Below are 20,474 nucleotides of genomic sequence, written 5' to 3'. Positions count from 1 at the left end.
CCGGCCCTCCCGTTCACCCGCCGAGCGTCCGACCTGGACTAGCGGATCATCGTCACCAGCAGCGCGCTGCTCGCGCTGGGGAAGGAGTGGGCGACCACGTCCGTGATGACCGCGTTGTCCACGGAGAAGTACTCCGCGCCCGTCGAGCTGCGCGCGTACATCTCCACCTCGTAGCGGCCCGGCTTCAGGAACTCGTACACCACCGGGGCGTCGTTGCAGCCGTGGGAGTCACCCGCGATGCCGTAGACCCGCTCGCCGGTGAAGACGTCGCGGAAGTTGATGGCCACCGAGGTGATGCCCGCCTGGGCGCAGTTCTGCGCCGACCCACCGGAGCGCAGCTCCCACTTGATGGCCGTGCCACCCACCGGCCACATGGAGGCCTCCAGGTTCGTGTCACTGCCGGCCGACACGGAGAACTGGCGGCTGAAGAAGTACCAGGGACGCCCCGCCGAGTTGAACGCCAGCAGTTGGAGGTCGTGCGTGCCCGGCTGGAGCGTGGGCGAGCTCACGCTGCCCCCGTTGCTGCCCGCGGAGCAGTCGAACGTCGCCTTGTTGCCCCCGTCGATGATGGCCTCCACCCGCGTCACCCCCGCCGCGCCGCAGCCCAGCAGGACGTTGGAGTTCACCGTGTCCTGGAACTTCCAGCTGATGAGGGCGCCGGCGCTCGAGGAGCGCAGGGTGGCCGTGTAGGACGTCGGGGCGCCGTACGTCGTCGTCAGCTGCCCGCCGTGCGTGTAGAGCGTGCGCCCCTGGGAGTCGCGGGCGGCCAGCTCCAGGTAGTGCGACCCCGGGTCGAGGTGCGGCGACTGGATGCTGTTGCCGTTCTGGCCCCGGGCGCAGTCGAACGTCGCCCACGAGCCCCCGTCCACCCGGGCGTCCACCGTGGCCACGCCGGCCTGGCCACAGGTGATGTTCCCCGGGAACAGCCAGCTGACGTACGCGTAGGACGGCGGCAGGCCCGCCGGCGTGAGGTCGATGTCCACCGTCACGTCGCCGTTGACCGTGAAGGTCCCGGACGCCTCGTACAACACCTCGTTGTCGTAGCTGACCGCCTCGAGGTTGAAGCTGTAGATGCCCGGCGCGAACCGGCGCAGGACGATGCCGTCGAACCCGTTCGCCTGGCAGGGATAGCGACCGCCGTTGGCCAGCGACTCGCCCGGGATGGTGATGTTGACGCCCTTGATGTCCGGGTCGTCGCTGCAGCGGAACCCATCGAACGTCCAGCGGAACGTCACGTCACCCGGGTAGATGGGCTCTTCGTAGCAACAGTCGTCGTCGTGGATGACACAACCTGTGGAGACCGCCGCCAGGCAGAGGAATGCAACCAGCAGTCTGGAGTTCATTGGGGCAACCTGTCCGTGGGGTGTTGAGGTGTTCGGCCCGTTTCAGCCACCTCGGACGGACACCCCCGGGAATTATTCAACGAGACGGCCAAGCCCCCGCAAGAGCAGGCAACCATTCCCCGTTTGTTTGACCCAGTTGTAGCGGAGTGTTACGCGCTGCACCCCATGACGCCCCACCTGCCCCTGGCGCTCGGCGCCATGAACTACGTGGAGATCATCCGCGACGCGTCCTTCATCGAGCTGGCCGTCCTGCTGCTCCTGATGGGTGTCTCCGTCGCCTCCTGGGCCCTCATCGCGATGAAGGCTTCCCAGTTGGCCAAGGCTCGCGCACAGTCTCTCACCTTCCTCGACACCTTCTGGAAGGCCTCCCGGCTGGAGGCCATCTACCAGACGGCCCAGAAGCTGGACGCCTCGCCGCTGTCGAAGGTGTTCTGCGCCGGCTACGAGGAGCTGTCCAAGCTGGCCCAGGCCAAGGAAGGGGGCGCCGAGGGCGCCATGGCCGAGCGGCTGGGCGGCATCGAGAACGTGGAGCGCGCGCTGAACCGGGCCTCCACGTCGCAGATCACGGAGCTGGAGGCCCGGGTGTCCTTCCTGGGCACGGTGGGCGCGGCGTCGCCGTTCGTGGGCCTGTTCGGCACCGTCATCGGCATCCTGAGCGCCTTCAACCAGATCGCCGAGCAGGGCAACGCCACGCTGGCCACGGTGGCCGCGCCCGTGGGCAACGCCCTGTTCGCCACCGCGGCGGGCCTGTTCGCCGCGATTCCCGCGGTGGTCGCCTACAACTCGTTCGTCAGCCGCATCAAGGTGTTCGACACGGAGATGGCCAACTTCTCCGCGGACTTCCTCAACATCATCAAGCGGCACTTCTTCCGGTAGGCGGAGGCGTCCATGGGCATGGGTGGAGCCAATCGCGGCGGCGGCCGCACCACGATGAGCGAGATCAACGTCACGCCCATGGTGGACGTGATGCTGGTGCTGCTCATCATCTTCATGGTGACCGCGCCGCTCATCCAGCAGGGCGTGAAGGTCAACCTGCCGGAGACGAAGGCCGCGCCCGTCGAGGCCACGGAGAAGAAGGTCGTGCTCTCCATCGACGCGGCGAAGAAGGTCTACATCGGCGACGCGGAGGTGCCCCTGGAGGAGCTGGAGGCGAAGCTGGCCGCCAACGTCAAGGTCCAGGCGGACAAGGAGCTGTTCCTCCACGCGGACCGGGACGTGCCCTACGGGGTGGTGGTGGAGGTGATGGCGGCCGCCCAGCGCGCGGGCATCAACAACGTGGGGATGATCACGGACCCTTCGACGGGGTCCAAGACGTCCAACCCGGGAACGCCGTCGAAGAAGCCCAAGGAGGCGAAGCGCTAGCCCATGCACTCCGCGGTCAGCCACAGCCTGCTCGTCACCCGCTCCACGCGGATGTCCCGCTTCGTGGTGGCCTCGGTCGTGGGGCACGTCGTCCTGCTCGTGGCCGCCATCCTGTATGCGCGCTTCAGCGGCGGCCCCAAGGTGGACATGAACGCGCAGCCCATCCGCGCCACGCTGGTGCGCCTGGGCAAGCCGCGCGACGCCAAGCTGCTGCCGCGCAAGGAGCAGTTGCCCCCTCCCCCCAAGGAGGTCAACGCCCCCAAGCCGGCGCCCGAGCCCGCCAAGCCCCCTCCCTCCTCCAACGCCGTCGCGGTGCCGGTCCCCGGGGTGAAGCCGGAGCCCGCGTCCGCGCCCAAGCCGGAGCCCGTCAAGGGGGAGCGCGAGGGAGAGGACCGGCGCAAGCGGCTGTTCGGCGCCTTCGACAAGACGGCGAAGGCGGCCCCGGAGGAGGACCCGGAGGGCGCCGAGGACGGCGACCCGGACGGCGACTCCGCCACCGCCGAGGGTGAGCGCTACTTCGGCCTGCTCCAGGCGCAGGTGCGCCGGCACTACAGCGTCGCGGACACCATCCCGGAGTCCGAGCGCATGCACCTCAAGGCACTCGTCGCGCTCCGCCTGGGCCGGACCGGCGAGGTGCTGGACGTCAGCCTCACCAAGCCCAGCGGCAACGATTTGTTCGACTCGGCGGTCGTCGCCGCCGTGCGCAAGGCCTCTCCCTTCTCGCCTCCTCCCGACCACCTCCGAGACGCGCTGCAGAAGAGCGGCGTCAACCTGATGTTCAACGCCCTATGAAAGCCCTGCTCCTCTCCCTCGTCCTCGTCCCCTTCGTGGCGTTGGCCCAGACGCCCACCATCGAAATCTCCGGCGCGAGCTTCCGTCCGCTGCCGGTGGCCGTCCCCGCGCCGGTCACGCAGAACGAGGGCGCGAAGAAGGAGGCGGCCACGTTCGACGCCACCTTCACCTTCGACCTCACCGCCTCCGGCATCCTCCAGGTGCTGGACCGCAAGAGCTTCACGGCCGACCCCAAGGAGGGCATGGCCGCGGGCACCATCAACTTCAGCCGCTGGGCGGACGTGGGCGCCGAGGCCCTGGTGAAGGTGTCGCTCGCGGAGGACGCGGGCGCGCTGCGCGGCGAGCTGCGCCTGTTCAACGTCGGCACCGGCCGCGAGGACCTGAAGGTGTCGAAGGACGCGCCGGGCAACAACCCGTCCCTCCTCGCGCACCGGCTGGCGGACGCGCTGTACCGCCACTTCACCCGCGAGCCCAGCCCGTTCCTGTCGCGCATCACCTACGTGCGCAAGGCCGGCGCCAACCGCGACGTGGTGGTGTCGGACTGGGACGGCGGCAACCCGGTGTCGCTCACCAAGGGCGGCATCAACATCCTGCCCTCGCTGAGCCAGGACGGCGCCCAGGTGGCCTACACCTCGTACCGCAAGGGCCGCCCCGACATCTGGGTGCAGCGCCCCAACGGCGAGGCGCGCTCGCTGGTGGCCGAGGGCCAGATGGCCACCGGCGCCGCCTTCTCCCCGGACGGCAAGCGCATCGCCTACGCGCTGGCGGAAGGCGAGAGCGCGCAGATCTACGTCGCCAACGCGGACGGCTCCGGCGCCAAGGCCATCACCGACACGCCCTACGGCCTGAACACCAGCCCCTCCTGGTCCCCGGACGGCAAGCGCATCGCCTTCGTGTCCAACCGCGGCGGCAGCCCGCAAATCTACGTCATGGGCGCGGACGGCTCCGGCGTGACGCGCCTCACCTTCCAGGGCAACTACAACCAGACGCCGGACTGGTCCCCGCGCGGCGACCTCATCGCCTTCACGGCGCGCGACGAGCGCAACGCCTTCGACCTGTTCACCGTCCACGTCGACACGCGCAAGGTGACGCGCCTGACGCAGGACCAGGGCAACAACGAGGAGCCCGCCTTCTCGCCCAACGGCCGGCTGGTCATCTTCACCTCGACGCGCAACGGCGGCACCCAGCTGTTCGTGATGACCTCGGACGGCAACAACCAGCTCCCGCTGCGCTCGGAGAAGGGCACGCTGCTGACGCCTGACTGGGCGCCCCTCGCCGAGACGGCCCAGCCGTAGCACTCGCGGCGCGTTGACAGGGGGCGGCGGTTCGGTTCGAGTCGCCGGGCATGACCGCCCCCTTCCGCTCCCACTGGGGATTGGACCCCGAGGTCCGCTTCCTCAATCACGGTTCGTACGGTGCCTGCCCCACCGCGGTGCTCCAAAAGCAGGCGGAGCTGCGCGCGCGCATGGAGGCCGAGCCCGTCCGCTTCCTCCACCGCGAAATCGAGCCGCTGTATGACGCGGCCCGCGCCGCGCTCGCGGACTTCGTCGGCGCGGACGCGGAGGACGTCTCCTTCGTCACCAACGCGACCAGCGGCGTCACCACGGTGTTGCGCTCGCTGCGCTTCGCCCCCGGCGACGAGCTGCTCACCACCGACCACGAGTACAACGCCAGCCGCAACGCGCTCGACTTCGCCGCGGCGCAGTCCGGCGCGAAGGTGGTGGTGGCGAAGCTGCCCTGGCCCGTCGCGTCCGAGCAGTCCGTCGTCGACGCGGTGCTGGCCCACGTCACGCCGCGCACGCGCCTGCTGCTCGTCGACCACATCTCCAGCCAGACGGCGCTGGTGATGCCGGTGGCCCGGCTCGTCGCGGAGCTGAAGGCGCGCGGCGTGGAGACGCTGGTGGACGGCGCGCACGGCCCCGGCCAGGTGCCGCTGTCGCTGCGCGCGCTGGGCGCGGGCTACTACACGGGCAACTGCCACAAGTGGCTCTGCGCCCCCAAGGGCGCGGCCTTCCTCCACGTGCGGAGGGACCTGCAGCCGGGCCTGACGCCGCTGGCGGTGAGCCACGGCCGCAACTCGCCCCGCACGGACCGCTCGCGCTTCCGGTTGGAGTTCGACTGGACGGGGACCCACGACCCCAGCCCCGCGCTGTGCGTGCCGGAGGCCCTCCGGGTGATGGGCGGCATGCTGCCGGGCGGCTGGCCGGAGCTGATGGCCTCCAACCGGAGCAAGGCGCTCGCGGCGCGCGCGCTCCTGTGCGAGCGGCTCGGCGTCGAGCCCGTGTGTCCGGAGAGCATGGTGGGCAGCATGGCCGTCGTGGGCCTGCCGCCGGGCTACCCCCTGCGGCCCGAGCCGCCGCTGTTCCTGGACCCCCTCCACCTGAAGCTCTTCGAGAATCACCGCATCGAGGTGCCGGTCATCCCCTGGCCCCAGGCCCCGCAGCGTCACGTGCGCGTGTCCGCGCAGGTCTACAACACCCCGGACGAGTACGCGGCGCTGGCCGACGCTTTGGAAGCGCTGCTGCGTTGAGTAGGCTGCGGCGCATGCCGCGATTCGCCACCATCGACATTGGGACCAACTCCGTGCTGCTGCTCGTCGCGGAGCGCACGCCCGAAGGCCGCTTCGAGCCCGTCCGGGAGCGCGCGGAGATCACCCGGCTGGGCCGGGGCGTGGATGCGACGAAGCGGCTGTCGCCGGAGGGCATGGAGGCCACCCTGTCCGTGCTGGAGGCCTTCGCCCGCGAGGCGCGGGAGCTGGGCGCGCAGGACATCGCGGTGTCCGCCACCAGCGCCGCGCGCGACGCGACCAACGGCGCGGAGTTCCTCGAGGCCGCGAGGACGCGCGCCGGCGTCACGGTGGAGATCATCTCCGGCAAGCTGGAGGCGGAGCTGTCCTTCGCGGCGGTGCACGCGGACTTCGCCAGCGAGGCCGCCGGCCCCCTGCTGGTGCTCGACATCGGCGGCGGCTCCACGGAGTTCATCTACGGCAACCCCTCCGGCCACGTGGAGTTCCGCCACAGCTTCGACGTGGGCGCGGTGCGCCTCACCGAGCGCTTCGTGCGCTCCGACCCGATGTCCGCCGAGGACCGCGCGCGCGTCGAGGCGCACCTGCGGGAGACCTTCCAGTCACTCCCTCCTCCGCCGCCGGCCTCCGTCCTGGTGGGCGTGGCGGGCACGGTGACGACGGTGTACGCCGTGCAGCACGCCATCGACCCGTATGACGCCGAGCGCGTGCACGGCGGGACGCTGTCCGTGGCGGAGCTGTCCTCGCTGGCGGACCGGCTGTGCCACCGGCCCCTGGAGGAGCGCCGCGCCCTGCCCGGCATGCAGCCCAAGCGCGCGGACGTCATCCCCGCCGGGGCGCTCATCCTCCTGGAGGCGGTGAAGGCCTTGGGGCTCGACTCGTGCCGGGTGAGCGACCGGGGGCTGAGATGGGGCCTGCTCGCGCACCGCTTCGGCGCGGGGGCCGCCCGGTCATGAGCACGTCCACCATGACGGCCACGCCCGTGAAGCCCCTGGCGCCCGCGGCGAACGCGGGGTTCGCCCTGCTCGTGCTGACGCTCATCAACCTGGTCAACTACCTCGACCGGTACATCGTCGCGGTGGCGCTGCCGGGCATCCAGCAGGAGTTCGGCATCAACGACACGCAGTCCGGCCTGCTGGGCACCATGTTCATCGTGGTGTTCATGCTGGCCTCGCCGCTGGGCGGCTTCCTCGGGGACCGGTATCCCCGCAGGCTGCTGGTGGCGGGCGGCGTGCTGCTGTGGAGCCTGGCCACGGGCGCCAGCGGACTGGCCACCTCCTTCGCCGCGCTGCTCGTCGCCCGGGCGGTGATTGGCATCGGCGAGGCGGGCTATGGCGCGGTGGCCCCGAGCATCATCTCCGACCTGTATCCGCGCGAGCAGCGCACGCGCATGCTGGCGTTCTTCTACATCGCCATCCCCGTGGGCGCGGCGGCGGGCTACGGCCTGGGCGGCTGGCTGACGCAGCAGTATTCGTGGCACGTGGCCTTCTTCGCCGGCGGCGTGCCGGGGCTCCTGCTGGGTGCCCTGGCCTTCTTCATGCCCGAGCCCCAGCGCGGCGCCATGGACGGGCCGGACGCGGAGGTGAAGATGCCCTTCCTCGTGGGCCTCAAGGGGCTGGCGCGCAACCCGGCCTTCTGGGCCGTGACCGCCGGCTACACGCTGATGACGTTCTCCATCGGCGGGCTGGGCTTCTGGATGCCCACGTACCTGGTGCGCGAGCGCGGCATGTCCGCGGACAGCTCCGGGTTCCTCTTCGGCGCCATCACCGCCGTCGCGGGCCTGCTGGGGACGGTGGCGGGCGGGTGGCTGGGGGACAAGCTGGACAAGAAGCGCGAGGGCGGCGGGCTGTGGATGTCCGGCATCGGCCTGCTGCTGGCGGCGCCGTGCATGTACCTGGCCGTCAACCTGAAGGACGTGGGCCCGACGTTCGCCGCCATCGGCATGGCCCAGTTCCTCATCTTCCTCAACAGCGGGCCCATCAACGCCGCCATCGTCAACTGCGTGCCGCCCGCGTTCCGCGCCTTCGCCATGGGGCTCAACGTCCTGTGCATCCACCTGCTGGGTGACGCGATTTCGCCGGCGCTCATCGGCAACATCGCGGACGCGGCGACGCTGCACACCGCCATCGCGGTGAACGCCCTCCCCGTGCTCCTGGGCGGCGTGGCCCTGCTCGTGGGCGCGAAGCTGTTCCGCGAGGCCGTGCCCCGGGCTCGCCTCAGCTCCTGACGGAGGCGTCGAGCAGCGGCCGGTACTCCCCCGCCAGCCGCTCCACCTCGGACGCGAGCCGCTCGCCCTCGGTCAGCAGCAGGGCCTTGAGGCGGGCGCGGTTGCCCAGCAGGAAGAAGACGTCGATGTCGCGCTTGAGCCCCTCCCACCGCTCGGAGAAGTAGAGCGTGAAGAGGGCCAGGGGCACCGCCGCGACGAACGTCCCCAGGCCCCAGGCCCCATTGCCCCACACCGACGCGGCGACGGTGAGCGCCGCCCACCAGACGAGCCCCACCACGAAGCCGCTGAGGAACTTCACCGTGGCCTGCACGTCCAGCTCCGCCCTGCGGGCGGCGAGCCGGGGCACCTGGTAGGGCAACCCGAACAGCACCACGCCGAGCACGAACAGCGGCAAGCCCAGCACGAGCGCCAGGAGGTTCTTCACCACGAACGGCACCACGTTGCCCGGCCGGTACACCAGCGCGAGGTCCTCCGGCCCGCCGGCGTGCACCAGCGCCATGCGCCGCTGGAAGGCGGCCAGGTGCGCCCGCAGCTCCGCGAAGCGGTCGGGCTCGTTGGTCCGGAACAGCTGGACGCCCCGGGCCCACAGGCGCAGTCGCTCCGCGTCGAGCGCGCCGCCCTGACGGAAGGAATAGAGCTGCTCGGCGAGTTGCACCAGCGGCAGGTCCTCCCACTGCGCCAGGTTCAACGTGACGCCCCGCAAGCCCTCCGCGATCCGCTCGGTGAGCGCGCGCACGGCGTCAGAGTCGGCGGAGGGGTCCGCCGGGAGGAAGGCGCTCACCTCGATGGGCGCCCCCACGTCGATGAGGACCTCGCTGCGGAAGACGTGCTTCTGCGCGTACGTGAGGCCCACGGGGACGACACGCACGGGGGCTCCCTGCTTCGCGGCGCCCAGCGCGATGCGCGCCGCGCCCGTCTTCAGCTCCGCGAGCGCCGGCTCCGAGTGGCTCTTGCCCTCCGGGAAGATGGTGATGGCGCGCCCCTGGAGGAGCGCCCCCCGCGCGGCCTCGAGCGTCCCCTCGTTGCCCCCCATCTTCGTCGGGTCATCCTGCTTGCGGTACACCGGCAGCGCGTCCAGGCCCTTCAGCAGCCAGCCGATGACGGGCATGCGGAACAGGGGCGCCTTCGCGAGGAACGTCACCTTGCGACGGGTGAGGATGAAGACCAGCCCGGGGTCGATGAGCCCATTGGGGTGGTTGCCCACGAAGAGCACCGGCCCCTCCGGCGAGGCGCCAGGCGCGTTCACCTTCACCCGGTAGAAGAACCGCAGGCACATCGCCACCACGGCACGGACGCACGCGTAGAACACGGCGGCGACTGTACCTCACGGACGCCCCCGACGCCGGCGGCTACGGGTAGCGGTCCACCACCAGGATGACGCCGGTGTTGTCCTGCACCACGGAGAAGCCCTTCATCGGGCTGGGGTAGGCAATCAGCCCCTCGCCGTCCCGGTCCCACCGGGCATCCAGGAGGATGCCGCAGAAGGGCACGGACATGGCGCCGCTCTCCGGGAGGAAGACGCGGTCGTACCGCCCGAAGACGCGGTGCTTCGTCACGTAGAGGCGCCCGCCGATGCGCGCGCCGGGCAGCATCTTCTCGCCGTCCTCGCGCGGCAGGGCAATCACGAAGCTGTAGTTGTAGCGGGCCGGCCCCGGGTGGTCCTGGATGGCGTCCACGATGACGGGCACCTTGTCGCCCGGCTTCAGGCCCAGCCGCTCCATCTGCACCAGCGAGCCCTTCGGACAGGCCCCCTCCGGCGGCATCCACTTGGGACGCTCCGGCGCGTCGGCCACCGCCTGCGGGTGTCGACACGCGGTCAGCCCCACCGCCGCCATCGCCATCACCAGCACCACCCGCCCGCGCATGCCGCCTCCTCAGAACGTGCCGATGCTGAAGTGGAACTGCGTCCGCGCCTCGTTCACTTCCTCGTCCGGGTCCAGGTTGAAGCCCACGTCGAAGGCCAGCGGACCCACGGGGGTCACGTAGCGCAGGCCCACGCCCGTCGCGTAGCGCAGCCGCCAGGGCTCGAACTTCGCCCGGTCCAGCCACAGGTTGCCCGCCTCCACGAACAGCCCCAGGTCCACCGACGTCAGCGCCGGCAGCCGCAGCTCCGCCTTGCCCAACGTGAAGAGCTCTCCACCCTGGCTCGCCGGCACCTGGCCCGCCAGCACCGCCTTCAACTCCGCCGAGCACCCCGAGGGGGTGATGAGCGACCGGCAGTCGCGCACGCGCTGGTGCAGCGCCTCGCGCACGTCCTCGGGCAGCACGCCGTCCTCGCGGAAGCCGCGCAGGCTCGAGGAGCCGCCCAGGTAGAACAGCTTCGAGCCGATGGTCTGCGCCCCATCCTCCATCGGCACCATGGTGCCCGCGCGCGCCGACAGGGCGAGGCTCGACCTGCGCCCGAGCGGCACGTACCCGCTCAGGCTGCTCGACAGCTTCACGCCGTTGATGGGGAAGGCCGACACGGGGTTGCCCGCCACGTCCGTGGGGTTCACGCGGATGCCCCGGGTGAACTCCGCGCTGCCGACGAACACCAGGCCCCTGCGGGGGTTGGCCGGGTCGTCTCGGAAGTCCAGCGTGACGGAGGGCCGCAGCGAGTGCAGCGTGAAGTCGCCGAACGGGTAGCGCAGCCGCTCCTGGTCGGCGCGGTTCAACAACTCCAGCACGCCCGCGCGCGAGCGCAGCCGGTTGTTCTCCACTTCGTACGACAGGGAGACGTTGAACCAGGACGCCACGGCCCAGTCGAGCGCGGCGGCGGCGGCGAACCGCGTGGACACATAGGACGGACGGTGGACGCGCTCGCCGATCAGGTCCACGCGCGCGCCCACCTCGAAGGGCAGCAGGAAGAGCAGGCGCGGCTGCGCGAGCGCCAGGTTGCCGCGTCCCCCCAGGCCGCTGAGCCCCTGGAGCTCCACGTCACACCCCGCGGAGGCCAACCCACCCGACTGCTCGCACGCGATGCGCCGGTCCCTCGACAGGGCATCCGCGCTCCAGCCCGCGTAGTTCACCTTGCCGCGCGCCAGGAGGCTCAGTCCCCGCCCGTCCAGGTTGCGGTAGGCCGTGTCCAGGGCGATGCGGGGACCGTCGACGAGGAAGTAGCCCGCGGACACCTCGCCATCCAGGCGCGGGCGCTCCTGCACCGACACGACGATGTCCTTCGAGGGCTCGCGGCGCGTCGGGTCCGCGAGCGCCACGTCCACCTGCCGGAACACCCCCAGCCGCGCCAGCCGCCGCTGCCCGTCCGTCAGCGACGCCATCACCAGCGGCTTGCCCTCCGCCAGGTCCAGGTTGGCCATCACCAGGTCCGGGTCCGTGCGCGTCAGCCCCTGGATGAGGATCTTCCCGACCTTCACCTGGGGCCCCGCGTCCGCGCGGAACACCACCCGCGCCGCCTGGCCGTCCTCGCCCACGGAGGACTCCGTGGTGACCTTCGCGAAGATGTAGCCTCGCAGCCCCAGCAGGCGCTCCAGGTCCACGCGCGCCGCCTCCACCGCCTCGAAGCTCAGCGGGAGCCCCTGGCGCACGCGCGCGCCCACGCGCAGGAAGGGCATGGACATCCCCTTCGGGAGCCCCTCGTAGCGGACCTCCGTCACCCGCGCGCGCGGCCCCTCCTCCACGTCGAAGTCCGCCACGGCCGTGTGGGCCAGGGCGTCCACCGTCAGGCCCCGGAACGACACCACCGCGGAGAGGAAGCCGCGCTCGCGGTAGGACTCGTTCATCACGTCCACGGCGTCCATCCAGGCGTCCTCCACGTAGACCGTGGACGGGTCCGGCGGCGGCTCCGTGGACACACCGTACCGCGCGTGACGCCCCTCCACCTCCAGCGGGTCGTCCGCCAGGCGCAGGTCCAACTCCGGCAGCGATTCGCCCGCGCGGATGCGCTCCGTCAGCACCTCGCGCAGCGTGGCGCTGTCCACCGCGGTGTTGCCATGGAAGCGCACCTCGGACACGCGCAGCCGGGAGCCCTCCTCCACGTCGAAGGCGAGCACCGCCACCTCGCCGTCCGGACGCGTCACCTCCCGTGGCCGCACCCTGACGTCGTGGAAGCCGCGGATGCGGTAGAAGGACTCGATGCGGCGCGCCAGCCGGCCCGCCACCACCTCGTCGAGCGGCTCCGCGGCGTCGTACGCCAGCACCCGCTCCAGCAACGAGGTGGGGAAGCGGCGGTTGCCATGGAAGCGCAGCGAGTAGCGCGGCCCCGCCGCCAGCGGCACCGCCACCGTCGCCACGCTCCCCTCCACCAGCACCGTGGGGGTCCCCACCTGGGCACGCCAGTGGCCCTCCTCGCGCAGCAGCGTCCTCAGCCGCTCCAGGCCCTCCTCCAGCCGCGCGCGGTCGAAGACCTCGCCGGGCCGCAGGGCCAGCACCTCCATCAACCGCGACAGCGGCTCGCCGGGGCTGCCGGTGAAGCTCAACTGGCGCACGCGGGTGGGCACGCCCTCCTCCACGAGGAGGAGCACCGCGATGCCGTTCGTCACCGGCTCCTGCCGCGCCGTCACCTTCACGGAGTCGTAGCCCTTGCGCTGGTAGGCCTGGAGCACCGACGACACCGCGCCCTCCAGCTCCTCCGAATCCAGCGGGCCGCCCTCGAGCAGGCCGCTGGCCTCCAGGAGCTCCCCTTCCGTCAGCACGGAGTTGCCGTCGAAGCGCAGGCGCGCCAGCCGCGACACGGGGGTGAGCTGGAAGACGAGCCGCACGCCGGCCCCCGACTCCACCTGGCGCGCCACCACGTCCGCGAAGCGCCCCGTGGCCCACAGCCGCTCCACGGAGCGGCGCACCGCCCCCGGGGACAGGTGCTGCCCCTTGCGCACCAGCACCAGGTCGCTGAGCCCCGCCGCGTCCACGCCGTTGGGCAGGTGCAGCTCCACGCCCACCACGGACGGCCCCGCGCCGGTCTGCGCGCGCGCGACACCGGCCATCAGGGCACACGCCACCAGGGACAGCGCCACCAGGGCGCGGCCTACTCGACCTCCCAGCTCAGCTTCAGCTCGAGCCCGAGGTTGCCAAACGAGGCTTCGGTGTTCTCGTTGTCCCACTGGGCCTGCGCGGAAAGTCGGTCGTCGAAGCGGTACTCGGCGCGCGCCCGCGTTCCGCGCCCACTCACCGGTTGCGTCATGCCGATCTTAAGCTGCTCGCTCAGGAACTTCGACTCCAGTTGTGCGGTCGGCTCCGCCTGACGGGTGGCGTCGTTGTAGGTGGTGGAAATCTGGAGAGACAGGTCCCTCAGCACCGGATTGCTGGGGAGGAAACGCTGGACCTGCCGGTCCAGGCCCGACGCGTTGAAGAAGGCCTCGGCCGCAAGCCCGGCGCCGGCGGAGGCCGCCGTCTCCCGGTCCGACGAGGTGAACCCCAGCGTCAACAGGGAGACGATGTCGCCTTCCACCAGGGCGGGCTCCGAGGACAGCAGAATCTGCGGGTCGGTGGGCTTGCCGAAGGCGTGCAGCTTCACCGTGTACTCGCGCACCTGCGTCTGGGCCTGGACCTCGAAGACGGGCTCCAGGCTGGAGGCGTCCTGGAACTCCATCTGCCCCTGGCTGATGGTGAAGGGGTTGTTGCGGAAGAACGCCTGGCTGCCCTCCGCCAGCTCCACCCGCCCCAGCAGGCCGGGCCGCGCGTCCGTCCCGGTGAGGCGCACGTCCCCGAGCATCCGCGCCTTGGCCAGGTTGTTGTCCACGCGCACGTCCCCGAAATGGACGTTCACATCCCAGATGACCCAGGGCTTCTGCTGCTCGCCCAGCGCCGCGCTCGACGCCGACGCGAGCACCGGCGCGCGCTTCTGGAGCGACTTGAGCAGCGACTCCACGTCCAGGGCCTTCGAGTAGCGCATGCGGACGATGTCCAGGCCGCCCGTGACGGTGAAGCCCCGGGGCGGCCCCACCACCTGGAGCAGGCCGGAGAAGGTCGCCGGCAGGTCCTCGGTGAGCCGGTAGGGCACCTCGTCGAGCTGCACGGTGAGCCCCAGTCGCTGCGGCAGGAAGCGCTCGAGCCGCACGTCCCCGCGCGCGGACATGCGCCCGTCGTTGATCTGCCCCTGCAGGTGCTCCAGCAGCACGCGCTGTCCGGTCATCTCCAGCCGACCGGACAGGCCGCGGATGCTGACCGGGAAGTCGCGCAGCGCCAGCCGCGCGTCGAGCAGCTCCGCCGTCCCCACCAGCGAGGGCGCGGCCCACGTGCCGGAGGCCTCCGCGTCCACGGTGAAGCGCCCCGTGGCGCGCTCCACCATGGCCGGCAGCAGGGACTCCATCAGCCGCACGTCCCCGCCGCCGCGCATCGTCCCGCCGATGCCGCCGCGCGTGGTCATCCACCCACCGAGGTTCAGGTCCACGTAGGGGCCGACGAAGCGGAAGGGCTGCACGTCCAGCCGCTCCTTCTCGTAGGTCAGGGCGATGGGGCCCGCGTTCTCCCCGCGCAGCTCGCCCCGTGACAGCGCGAGCCGGTCCACGGTGGCGCGCACCCGCGCCAGCAGCGGCTCCAGCAGCGGCCCGGACGCGGTGAGCGAACCGGACATCGCCCCGGAGACCCCGGCCCACAGCGGGTCCTGCGGCAGGAGCGGCTGGATTTCCGGCAGGGACAACGACAGCGCCGCCTCGTACGGCCACGCGTCCTGCACCTTCAACTTCACCCGGCCGCTGGCGTCCTGGAAGGGCCGCCCCCAGACCTCGAAGTCCTTGCCCACCAGCCGCCCGGTGAGGTCCATGGCGCCCAGGTTGCGCGACGCGAAGGTGACCCGAGGCGCCTTCAAGGTGACGTCCACCACCGGCAGGTCGGACGTCCCGGACACCACGCCGTCCATCACCATGGTGCCCTGGATGCCCATGCGCCCGGCGAGCTCCGGCCCCACCGTCTCCGCCAGCGACAGCCCGTCGCCGCCGAAGCGGTAGTCGAGCCCGCCCGAGAACAGCAGCGTCCCCTCCGCCCACGAGCGGCCCAGCGGCCCCGTCAGCTCCGTGCGCTCGAGCACCATGGCCTTGCCGTCCACGAAGCGCAGGCGCGCGGCGCCGTCCCCCATGCGGCGGCCGTAGTACGTGGTGTCCTTCACGTCGAAGGCCACCAACCCCTCCAGCCGCTCCACGGGGCTGTCCACCTCCACGCGCCCGGAGGCCGTGCCGCCCAGCGTGCCCTGCATCACCGCCAGCGACGGGCTCAACCCCGCCACCACGTCCACCAGGTCCTCGGTCCGCCCCTGCGGGACGTTGACCTCGAGGCGCAGGTTGAGCAGCCGCCCGAAGGCCACCGCCGCCTTGCCGTAGTACTGCGTGCGCCCCTTCTGGCCGGTGAAGGACGGGAAGGACAGGACGCCGTCGTGGTAGCCCAGCTTCCCCTGCAACACGCCGAGCGCGAGGTTCCAGAAGACGAAGTCGCGGAACGACAGGCTCGACTCCACCTTCACCTGCGACGCGGGCCCGGTGATGGCGTAGGTCGCGCTGCCGCGCCCCGCCCACTTCAGCCCGGCGATGTGCCCGAAGTCCGCCAGGTCCAGGTCTCCCTGCCCGTGGATGTCCAGGCCCAGCCCGCCGTTGAGGAGCAGCCCCACGTCCCCCTGCACGCGCGAGCGTCCCGCGTCCGCGACGATGTGGTTGAAGGACACCCGGTCCGACTGGATGCGCACCTGCGCCTGCGCCTTCCCCTTGTCGAACTCCAGGATGGCCAGCCCGTCGGAGGCGGGCGCGTCGAAGGCGCGCGTGGCGAGGATGAAGCGGCCGGTGCGCAGGTCCAGGGGCCCGGACAGCGAGAAGCGCGGCAGCAGGTTGCCGGACAACTGCGCGTCGAGCGTGGCGGGGAAGTCCACCCAGGAGCCCTTCACGCCCGCCTTGTCCAGGATGCGCCCCAGCGACGCGTCCTCCGCCTTGAGCGTCACCTCCAGCGGCAACAGCGGCCCCAGCCCCAGCTTGCCGGAGGCGCGCACGAAGCCCGGGCCCACCGGTACCACCACCTCCTCCACGCGCACCTCGTCCCCCGCGTAGGACAGGCGCGCGGTGACGTTGGCCGGGCCGAAGCGCTCGTAGCCGAGCCCGCTGCCGGACAGCTCCAGCGACACCGCGGGCGCCTCCGGCTTGCCGGCGATGGACACGCGGCTCCACACGTGCCCGGTGGCCGACTTCGGCAGGAGCTTCGCCTGGGACAGCGTGCGCAGGGGCAGGAAGACCTGGGCGTCCAGCGCCAGGTGTGGCTGGCACAGCGAGTCCACGCGGCCGGACACGGTGGTGGTGATGTCGTCGAGCGACACCTCCACGCGCTCCAGCTCCAGCGCCGCCTCGTCCGGGTCCACGCCGCCGGCGAACACGAACTGCTGGAGCGCCAGCTCCCGCCCGTCCGGCCCCAGCCGCAAGAGCCCGTGCCGCGCCTCCGCGTCCAGCTCGATGACGCCCCAGCGCTCGGACCAGCGCACGTCCAGGTCCGTCACCTCCACGCGCCGGCCCTCGGGCAACGCCAGCCGCACCTCCGCGCCGGAGATGTCCAGCTCCGACACCCGCACGCGCGCCAGCGGGTCCAGGAAGCAACCCTCGGACTTCTTCGCCGGCTCCGTCGACGGCGTCGACAGGTCCACCGTCACGCGGGGGCGCTCGGCCCTCACGCGCGCCAGCGACAGGCGTCCCGTGAGGGGCCGCAGGAAGCCGAACTGCACCTCCGCCAGGTCCGCCGCCACCACGGGCGTGTCCGTGCCCGGCAGGAAGAGCGAGAAGCCGTGCACCAGCACGCGGGAGCCGAGTGGATCCAACTCACATCGGCCGATGCCGACGTCGAGCCCCAGCACGTCCGGCAGGTGCCTGCGCGCCACCGTGCAGGCCACTTCCCAGGTCTCCGGCATGCGCAACGCGAGCACGCTCCCCGACAAGACGAGGAGGACGAGCAGCAGCGCCCGGAGCGCACCCTTGCGGCTCTGTGTGGCCAAAGCCCCTAGAGCTTACCCAGCCCTTCCAGGTAGCGGTCGATCTCCGCGAGGTCGAGCTTGTTATTCGACGCACGCGGCAGCGAAGTCGCGGGAGCGGACGCTCCCTCGCCCGCCGGGGTGACGGACGAGTTGATGCCCTGCAGGCCGAGGTTCTTTCCGATGCGATGCACCAGCTCGTCGGACACCGTCTCCGTGCGCGCGAGGAAGGCCTCGAACAGGGCGTTGTCGCAGAGCGTGTTGATGACGCGCGGAGAGCCGGACGAGTGCTGGTGCACCGCGAGCAGCGCCTCCGGCGAGAAGGGCATGCGCGGGCAGCCGGCCAGCCGCAACCGGTGCTTGATGTACGCCTCGGTCGACTCGGCGGTGAAGGGCTCCAGCTTGTAGCGCATGGCCACGCGCTGGGCGAGCGGCGGGTCCAGCTTCAGGTTCTTCTCGATGTCCGGCAGGCCGAAGAACACGAAGGAGATGAGCTTGCGCTCCGGCACCTCGAGGTTGAGCAGGCCGCGGAACTCCTCCATGAGTTCGCGCGTCTCCAGCATCTGCGCCTCGTCGATGAGGACGACGGCCTTCTTGCCGGACTCGTAGATCTGCAGCAGCCGCTGGTACAGCTGCGACAGCAGCGCCAGCTTCTCCTGCGCCGGATTCTCCACGCCCAGTTGCAGGGCGATGCGCCGCAAGAGCCAGTTGGCGGTGATGCCGGAGTGGATGATGACCAGCAGCGCCGCCTCGTACTCGGACTCCGGCAGCGAGTCGAGCATGCGGCGGGCGAGCGTCGTCTTCCCCGCGCCGATGTCGCCGACGAGGATGGACAGGCCCTTCATGTAGCTCACCGCGTGCATCAGCCGCGTGAGCGCCTGCGAGTGCTGCGCCGAGTTGTAATAGAACCGGCTCACCGGAGCGTTGGAGAAGGGCTCCGAGGTGAGGTCGAAGAAGTCGAGGTAGGTCGTCATGGGCTCGCCGGACCTCGGGGGCAACTACACGTAACCGACCTTGCGCGCCTTGGGCGCGCCGGCCGCTGGCACCGGAGGATTCGTCACCGCCGAGGCGGACGCGGAACCAGGAGACTTGGAGCCATTCACCGCCACGGGGGTCGGCGCGGGGAGCGGGTCGTCCTCGGGCTCCGCGATGGCGGCCAACCGGGACACCTGGGCGCCCACGTCGCGGTACTTCGCGTCCATCGACGCCACCCGTTGGTAGTGGAAGAGCGCCTTGCCCGCCTCGCCCGCCGCCTCCCAGGCGACCGCGAGCTCGAAGGCGAGCGCCTTGCCCGCCTCGCCCGCGGCGTGTGTGCTCGTGAGGCCGTCGCGGAAGGTCTGCACCGCGGCCTGCGCGTCGCCACGCAGCAGGTGCAGCATGCCCATCATGGTGAGGCAGTCGAGCTCGCGCTTGGTGCCTTCGCACCCCTGGCGCGCCACCTCGAACTCGTGGAGCGCGTCGTCCAGGAGGCCCATCTCCTTGTAGGCGATGCCCAGGTCGTAGTGCGTGTCCACGTCCTCGGGCTTGACCACCTTGGCCAGGCCCTTCTTGAACTCGGAGAAGACCTCCTCCACCGAATACTGGAAGTCCTCTTCCGCCGGCGCGGCCGCCGCGGTGTCGTCGCCGAGGTTGTCGATCTCCCCGGCCAGCTCCGCCGCCAGGTCGAACGCGTCGCGCTCGCCCTCCGCGCCGGTCACCGGCTGGACGGACGGCACGGACAACGGCTCGTGCGACTCCTCGGCCTCCGCCTCCGCGCCGCCGCTGGCCTCCTGCGCCTCCAGCCGCTCCATCAGCTCGGCGGCGCGCGCGTGGCCCGGGAAGGCGATCATCACCGTCTCGAGGATCTCCCGCGCCTCCTCGAGCAGCCCCTGGTCGAGGAAGAAGGCCGCCTCGTCGCACTCCTCGGACGCGGGCTCCTCCTCGTCCCCGGCCTCGGCCGCGGACTCCACCGCCTCCGCCTCGGGCTCGGGTTCCGGCTCGTCCAGCGTCTCCGGCTCGGCCTCCGGCTCCTCCACCGCGGTGAAGTCGGACACGCCGTCGTCTGGCGCCGAGAAGTCGGCCTCGGCGAAGTCGGCCTCGGCCTCCGCGACGACCTCCTCCACCACCGCGACGGCGTGCGAGGCCGTGGGCTCCTCTTCGTCCTCGAAGTCTCCGAGCGACGGCATCTCGGAGCCGGGGTACTCCTGCGCGACGGGCTCGTCGAACGAGGACAGGTCCGCGGACTCGACGGACGACTCCTCCTCGAGGTCCGCGAGCGCGGCGGCATCCAGCGGCGCGATGCCCACCCGCGTGGGCATCTCATCCACGTCCAGCGGCGCCTCTTCGCGCAGGGTGGGCTGCTTGCGCGTGTTGGGCGCGGCCTCCTGGAGCAGCGCCCGCGTGGGCGCGCGCACCATGGTGGGCGGCGGCGCGTCGTCGTCCCCGAGCGACAACGCCTCGAGCGACGTCGACGTGGCCACGTCATCCGTGTCGTCGCCCAGCGCCGCCATCGGCTCGTCGCCGTAGTCGCCGGAGGACACGAGCGGCTCGTCGTCCGAGGCCAGCATGCCGGGCTCGTCCGTGAGCATCAGCCCGTCGTCGGACACGAGCGTCTCGTCCGCCGAGGCCGCGGCCAGGTCCTCCGGCTCGGGCGCGTCGTAGACGGTGTTCTCGCCGGTGGTGATGGCCTCGCCGACGAGCGCCTCCTCGCTGACGACGGTGGCGTCACCCTCGTCGTCGATGACCTCGTCGGAGTCGCTCGAGGGCAGCGTGGCCAGGGCCAGCTCGTCGCCCGGCGGGTGCAGCAGCGCGTCCTCGGGCGGCGGCGCGACGAGGATCTCGTCGTCGCTCGAGTCGACGAGGATGGCGTCCTCGCCCACCGACTCCACCACGCTCACCGTGGGCGCCGCGGCCACCGGCCCCTCCACGCGCAGCACCGACAGGAACGCCGGCACCTCCGGATGCGAGGGGTTCTGCTGGAGGATGGTCGCCAGGTAGGGCTGCGCGCGCGTCGAGTCCGCGCTGCGCGTGCACAGGCGCAGCACGTTCAGGAGCTGCTCGCTCGCCTGCGCCGTGTTCCCGGACGCGACGTAGATTTGATACGCCTTCTCGTGCGCGTCGAGGTTCTCCGGGTCGACGGAGAAGATCTTCCGCAGGTGCTCCAGCGCCTTGTCGTGAAGTCCGTACTTCACGTAGACGTCGGTCTCGGTGAGCAGCTTGGAGAGCTGCTCGCGGCCCAGGCCCGCCTGGGCGGCGGCCGCGGCCACCGGAGCCGCCGGCTGGGGCGCGGCTTGAGGCTGCGGCGCGGCCTGCGGCTGGGGCGCGGCGGCCTGCTGCGGCTGCGGCGCGGGACGCGCGACCGGCTGGGGCGCCGCGGCG

14 protein-coding genes are annotated in these 20,474 nt (G+C 71.5%); 7 read left to right on the top strand and 7 right to left on the bottom strand.

Annotation, left to right across the window (positions count from 1 at the left end; translation table 11 throughout):
- Positions 1-38 precede the first annotated feature (38 nt).
- Positions 39-1,343, bottom strand: coding sequence for a hypothetical protein (locus LZ198_RS38945; RefSeq protein WP_253977231.1), 1,305 nt, complete (start codon positions 1,341-1,343; stop codon positions 39-41).
- 165 nt (positions 1,344-1,508) lie between these two features.
- Between LZ198_RS38945 and LZ198_RS38940 the strand changes: the two genes are divergently transcribed.
- The 7 genes from LZ198_RS38940 to LZ198_RS38910 are packed head-to-tail and all read left to right on the top strand — an operon-like array spanning position 1,509 to position 8,248.
- The gene (locus LZ198_RS38940) at positions 1,509-2,219 is read left to right on the top strand and encodes a MotA/TolQ/ExbB proton channel family protein (protein ID WP_234064197.1); all 711 of its coding nucleotides are present in this window, start codon (positions 1,509-1,511) and stop codon (positions 2,217-2,219) included.
- A gap of 12 nt (positions 2,220-2,231) precedes the next feature.
- Complete coding sequence (gene tolR, locus LZ198_RS38935) at positions 2,232-2,705, top strand: protein TolR (protein ID WP_253977230.1); 474 nt, start codon at positions 2,232-2,234, stop codon at positions 2,703-2,705.
- A 3-nt stretch (positions 2,706-2,708) separates the two neighbouring features.
- Positions 2,709-3,497 carry a TonB family protein gene (locus tag LZ198_RS38930; RefSeq protein WP_253977229.1) on the top strand — a complete coding sequence of 263 codons (789 nt, stop codon included), beginning with the start codon at positions 2,709-2,711 and terminating at the stop codon, positions 3,495-3,497.
- Entirely contained in the window at positions 3,494-4,792 is a 1,299-nt protein-coding gene (locus LZ198_RS38925; protein WP_253977228.1) for an LpqB family beta-propeller domain-containing protein, read from the top strand. The genes LZ198_RS38930 and LZ198_RS38925 overlap by 4 nt, the downstream gene beginning before the upstream one ends.
- 50 nt (positions 4,793-4,842) lie before the next feature.
- A complete protein-coding gene (locus LZ198_RS38920; RefSeq protein ID WP_253977227.1) occupies positions 4,843-6,027 on the top strand; it encodes an aminotransferase class V-fold PLP-dependent enzyme in 1,185 nt (394 codons plus the stop codon).
- A gap of 14 nt (positions 6,028-6,041) precedes the next feature.
- Complete coding sequence (locus LZ198_RS38915) at positions 6,042-6,977, top strand: Ppx/GppA phosphatase family protein (RefSeq protein WP_253977226.1); 936 nt, start codon at positions 6,042-6,044, stop codon at positions 6,975-6,977.
- Positions 6,974-8,248, top strand: coding sequence for a spinster family MFS transporter (locus tag LZ198_RS38910; RefSeq protein WP_253977225.1), 1,275 nt, complete (start codon positions 6,974-6,976; stop codon positions 8,246-8,248). Before LZ198_RS38915 ends, LZ198_RS38910 begins: the two co-directional genes overlap by 4 nt.
- Here LZ198_RS38910 and LZ198_RS38905 read toward each other — a convergent pair.
- The 6 genes from LZ198_RS38905 to LZ198_RS38880 all read right to left on the bottom strand — a co-directional run.
- Complete coding sequence (locus tag LZ198_RS38905) at positions 8,238-9,557, bottom strand: lysophospholipid acyltransferase family protein (RefSeq protein ID WP_253977224.1); 1,320 nt, start codon at positions 9,555-9,557, stop codon at positions 8,238-8,240. The genes LZ198_RS38910 and LZ198_RS38905 overlap by 11 nt on opposite strands.
- A 40-nt stretch (positions 9,558-9,597) precedes the next feature.
- Positions 9,598-10,089, bottom strand: coding sequence for a hypothetical protein (locus LZ198_RS38900; RefSeq protein WP_407667502.1), 492 nt, complete (start codon positions 10,087-10,089; stop codon positions 9,598-9,600).
- Between the two features lie 33 nt (positions 10,090-10,122).
- Complete coding sequence (locus LZ198_RS38895; protein WP_253977262.1) at positions 10,123-13,167, bottom strand: POTRA domain-containing protein; 3,045 nt, start codon at positions 13,165-13,167, stop codon at positions 10,123-10,125.
- 41 nt (positions 13,168-13,208) lie between these two features.
- On the bottom strand, positions 13,209-17,141 hold the full coding sequence (locus tag LZ198_RS38890) for a translocation/assembly module TamB domain-containing protein (protein ID WP_253977223.1): 3,933 nt from the start codon (positions 17,139-17,141) through the stop codon (positions 13,209-13,211).
- A 5-nt stretch (positions 17,142-17,146) separates the two neighbouring features.
- Complete coding sequence (locus tag LZ198_RS38885) at positions 17,147-18,091, bottom strand: ExeA family protein (RefSeq protein ID WP_253977222.1); 945 nt, start codon at positions 18,089-18,091, stop codon at positions 17,147-17,149.
- Positions 18,092-18,115: 24 nt separating this feature from the next.
- Positions 18,116-20,474, bottom strand: a 2,359-nt coding sequence (locus tag LZ198_RS38880; protein ID WP_253977221.1) for a tetratricopeptide repeat protein, incomplete at its 5' end; no start/stop codon positions are given.

Source organism: Myxococcus dinghuensis (assembly GCF_024198235.1).
In the GTDB taxonomy this organism is placed as follows: domain Bacteria; phylum Myxococcota; class Myxococcia; order Myxococcales; family Myxococcaceae; genus Myxococcus; species Myxococcus dinghuensis.
The sequence above is the reverse complement of the archived record's forward strand: the minus strand, read 5'-3'. Positions and strand labels throughout refer to the sequence as shown.

Excerpts from the sequence above, each read along its gene's own strand:
- LZ198_RS38945 (WP_253977231.1), bottom strand. The coding sequence starts at position 1,343 with ATGAACTCCAGACTGCTGGTTGCATTCCTCTGCCTGGCGGCGGTCTCC.
- LZ198_RS38940 (WP_234064197.1), top strand. The coding sequence starts at position 1,509 with ATGACGCCCCACCTGCCCCTGGCGCTCGGCGCCATGAACTACGTGGAG.
- tolR (WP_253977230.1), top strand. The coding sequence starts at position 2,232 with ATGGGCATGGGTGGAGCCAATCGCGGCGGCGGCCGCACCACGATGAGC.
- LZ198_RS38930 (WP_253977229.1), top strand. The coding sequence starts at position 2,709 with ATGCACTCCGCGGTCAGCCACAGCCTGCTCGTCACCCGCTCCACGCGG.
- LZ198_RS38925 (WP_253977228.1), top strand. The coding sequence starts at position 3,494 with ATGAAAGCCCTGCTCCTCTCCCTCGTCCTCGTCCCCTTCGTGGCGTTG.
- LZ198_RS38920 (WP_253977227.1), top strand. The coding sequence starts at position 4,843 with ATGACCGCCCCCTTCCGCTCCCACTGGGGATTGGACCCCGAGGTCCGC.
- LZ198_RS38915 (WP_253977226.1), top strand. The coding sequence starts at position 6,042 with ATGCCGCGATTCGCCACCATCGACATTGGGACCAACTCCGTGCTGCTG.
- LZ198_RS38910 (WP_253977225.1), top strand. The coding sequence starts at position 6,974 with ATGAGCACGTCCACCATGACGGCCACGCCCGTGAAGCCCCTGGCGCCC.
- LZ198_RS38900 (WP_407667502.1), bottom strand. The coding sequence starts at position 10,089 with ATGGCGATGGCGGCGGTGGGGCTGACCGCGTGTCGACACCCGCAGGCG.
- LZ198_RS38895 (WP_253977262.1), bottom strand. The coding sequence starts at position 13,167 with ATGGCCGGTGTCGCGCGCGCGCAGACCGGCGCGGGGCCGTCCGTGGTG.
- LZ198_RS38885 (WP_253977222.1), bottom strand. The coding sequence starts at position 18,091 with ATGACGACCTACCTCGACTTCTTCGACCTCACCTCGGAGCCCTTCTCC.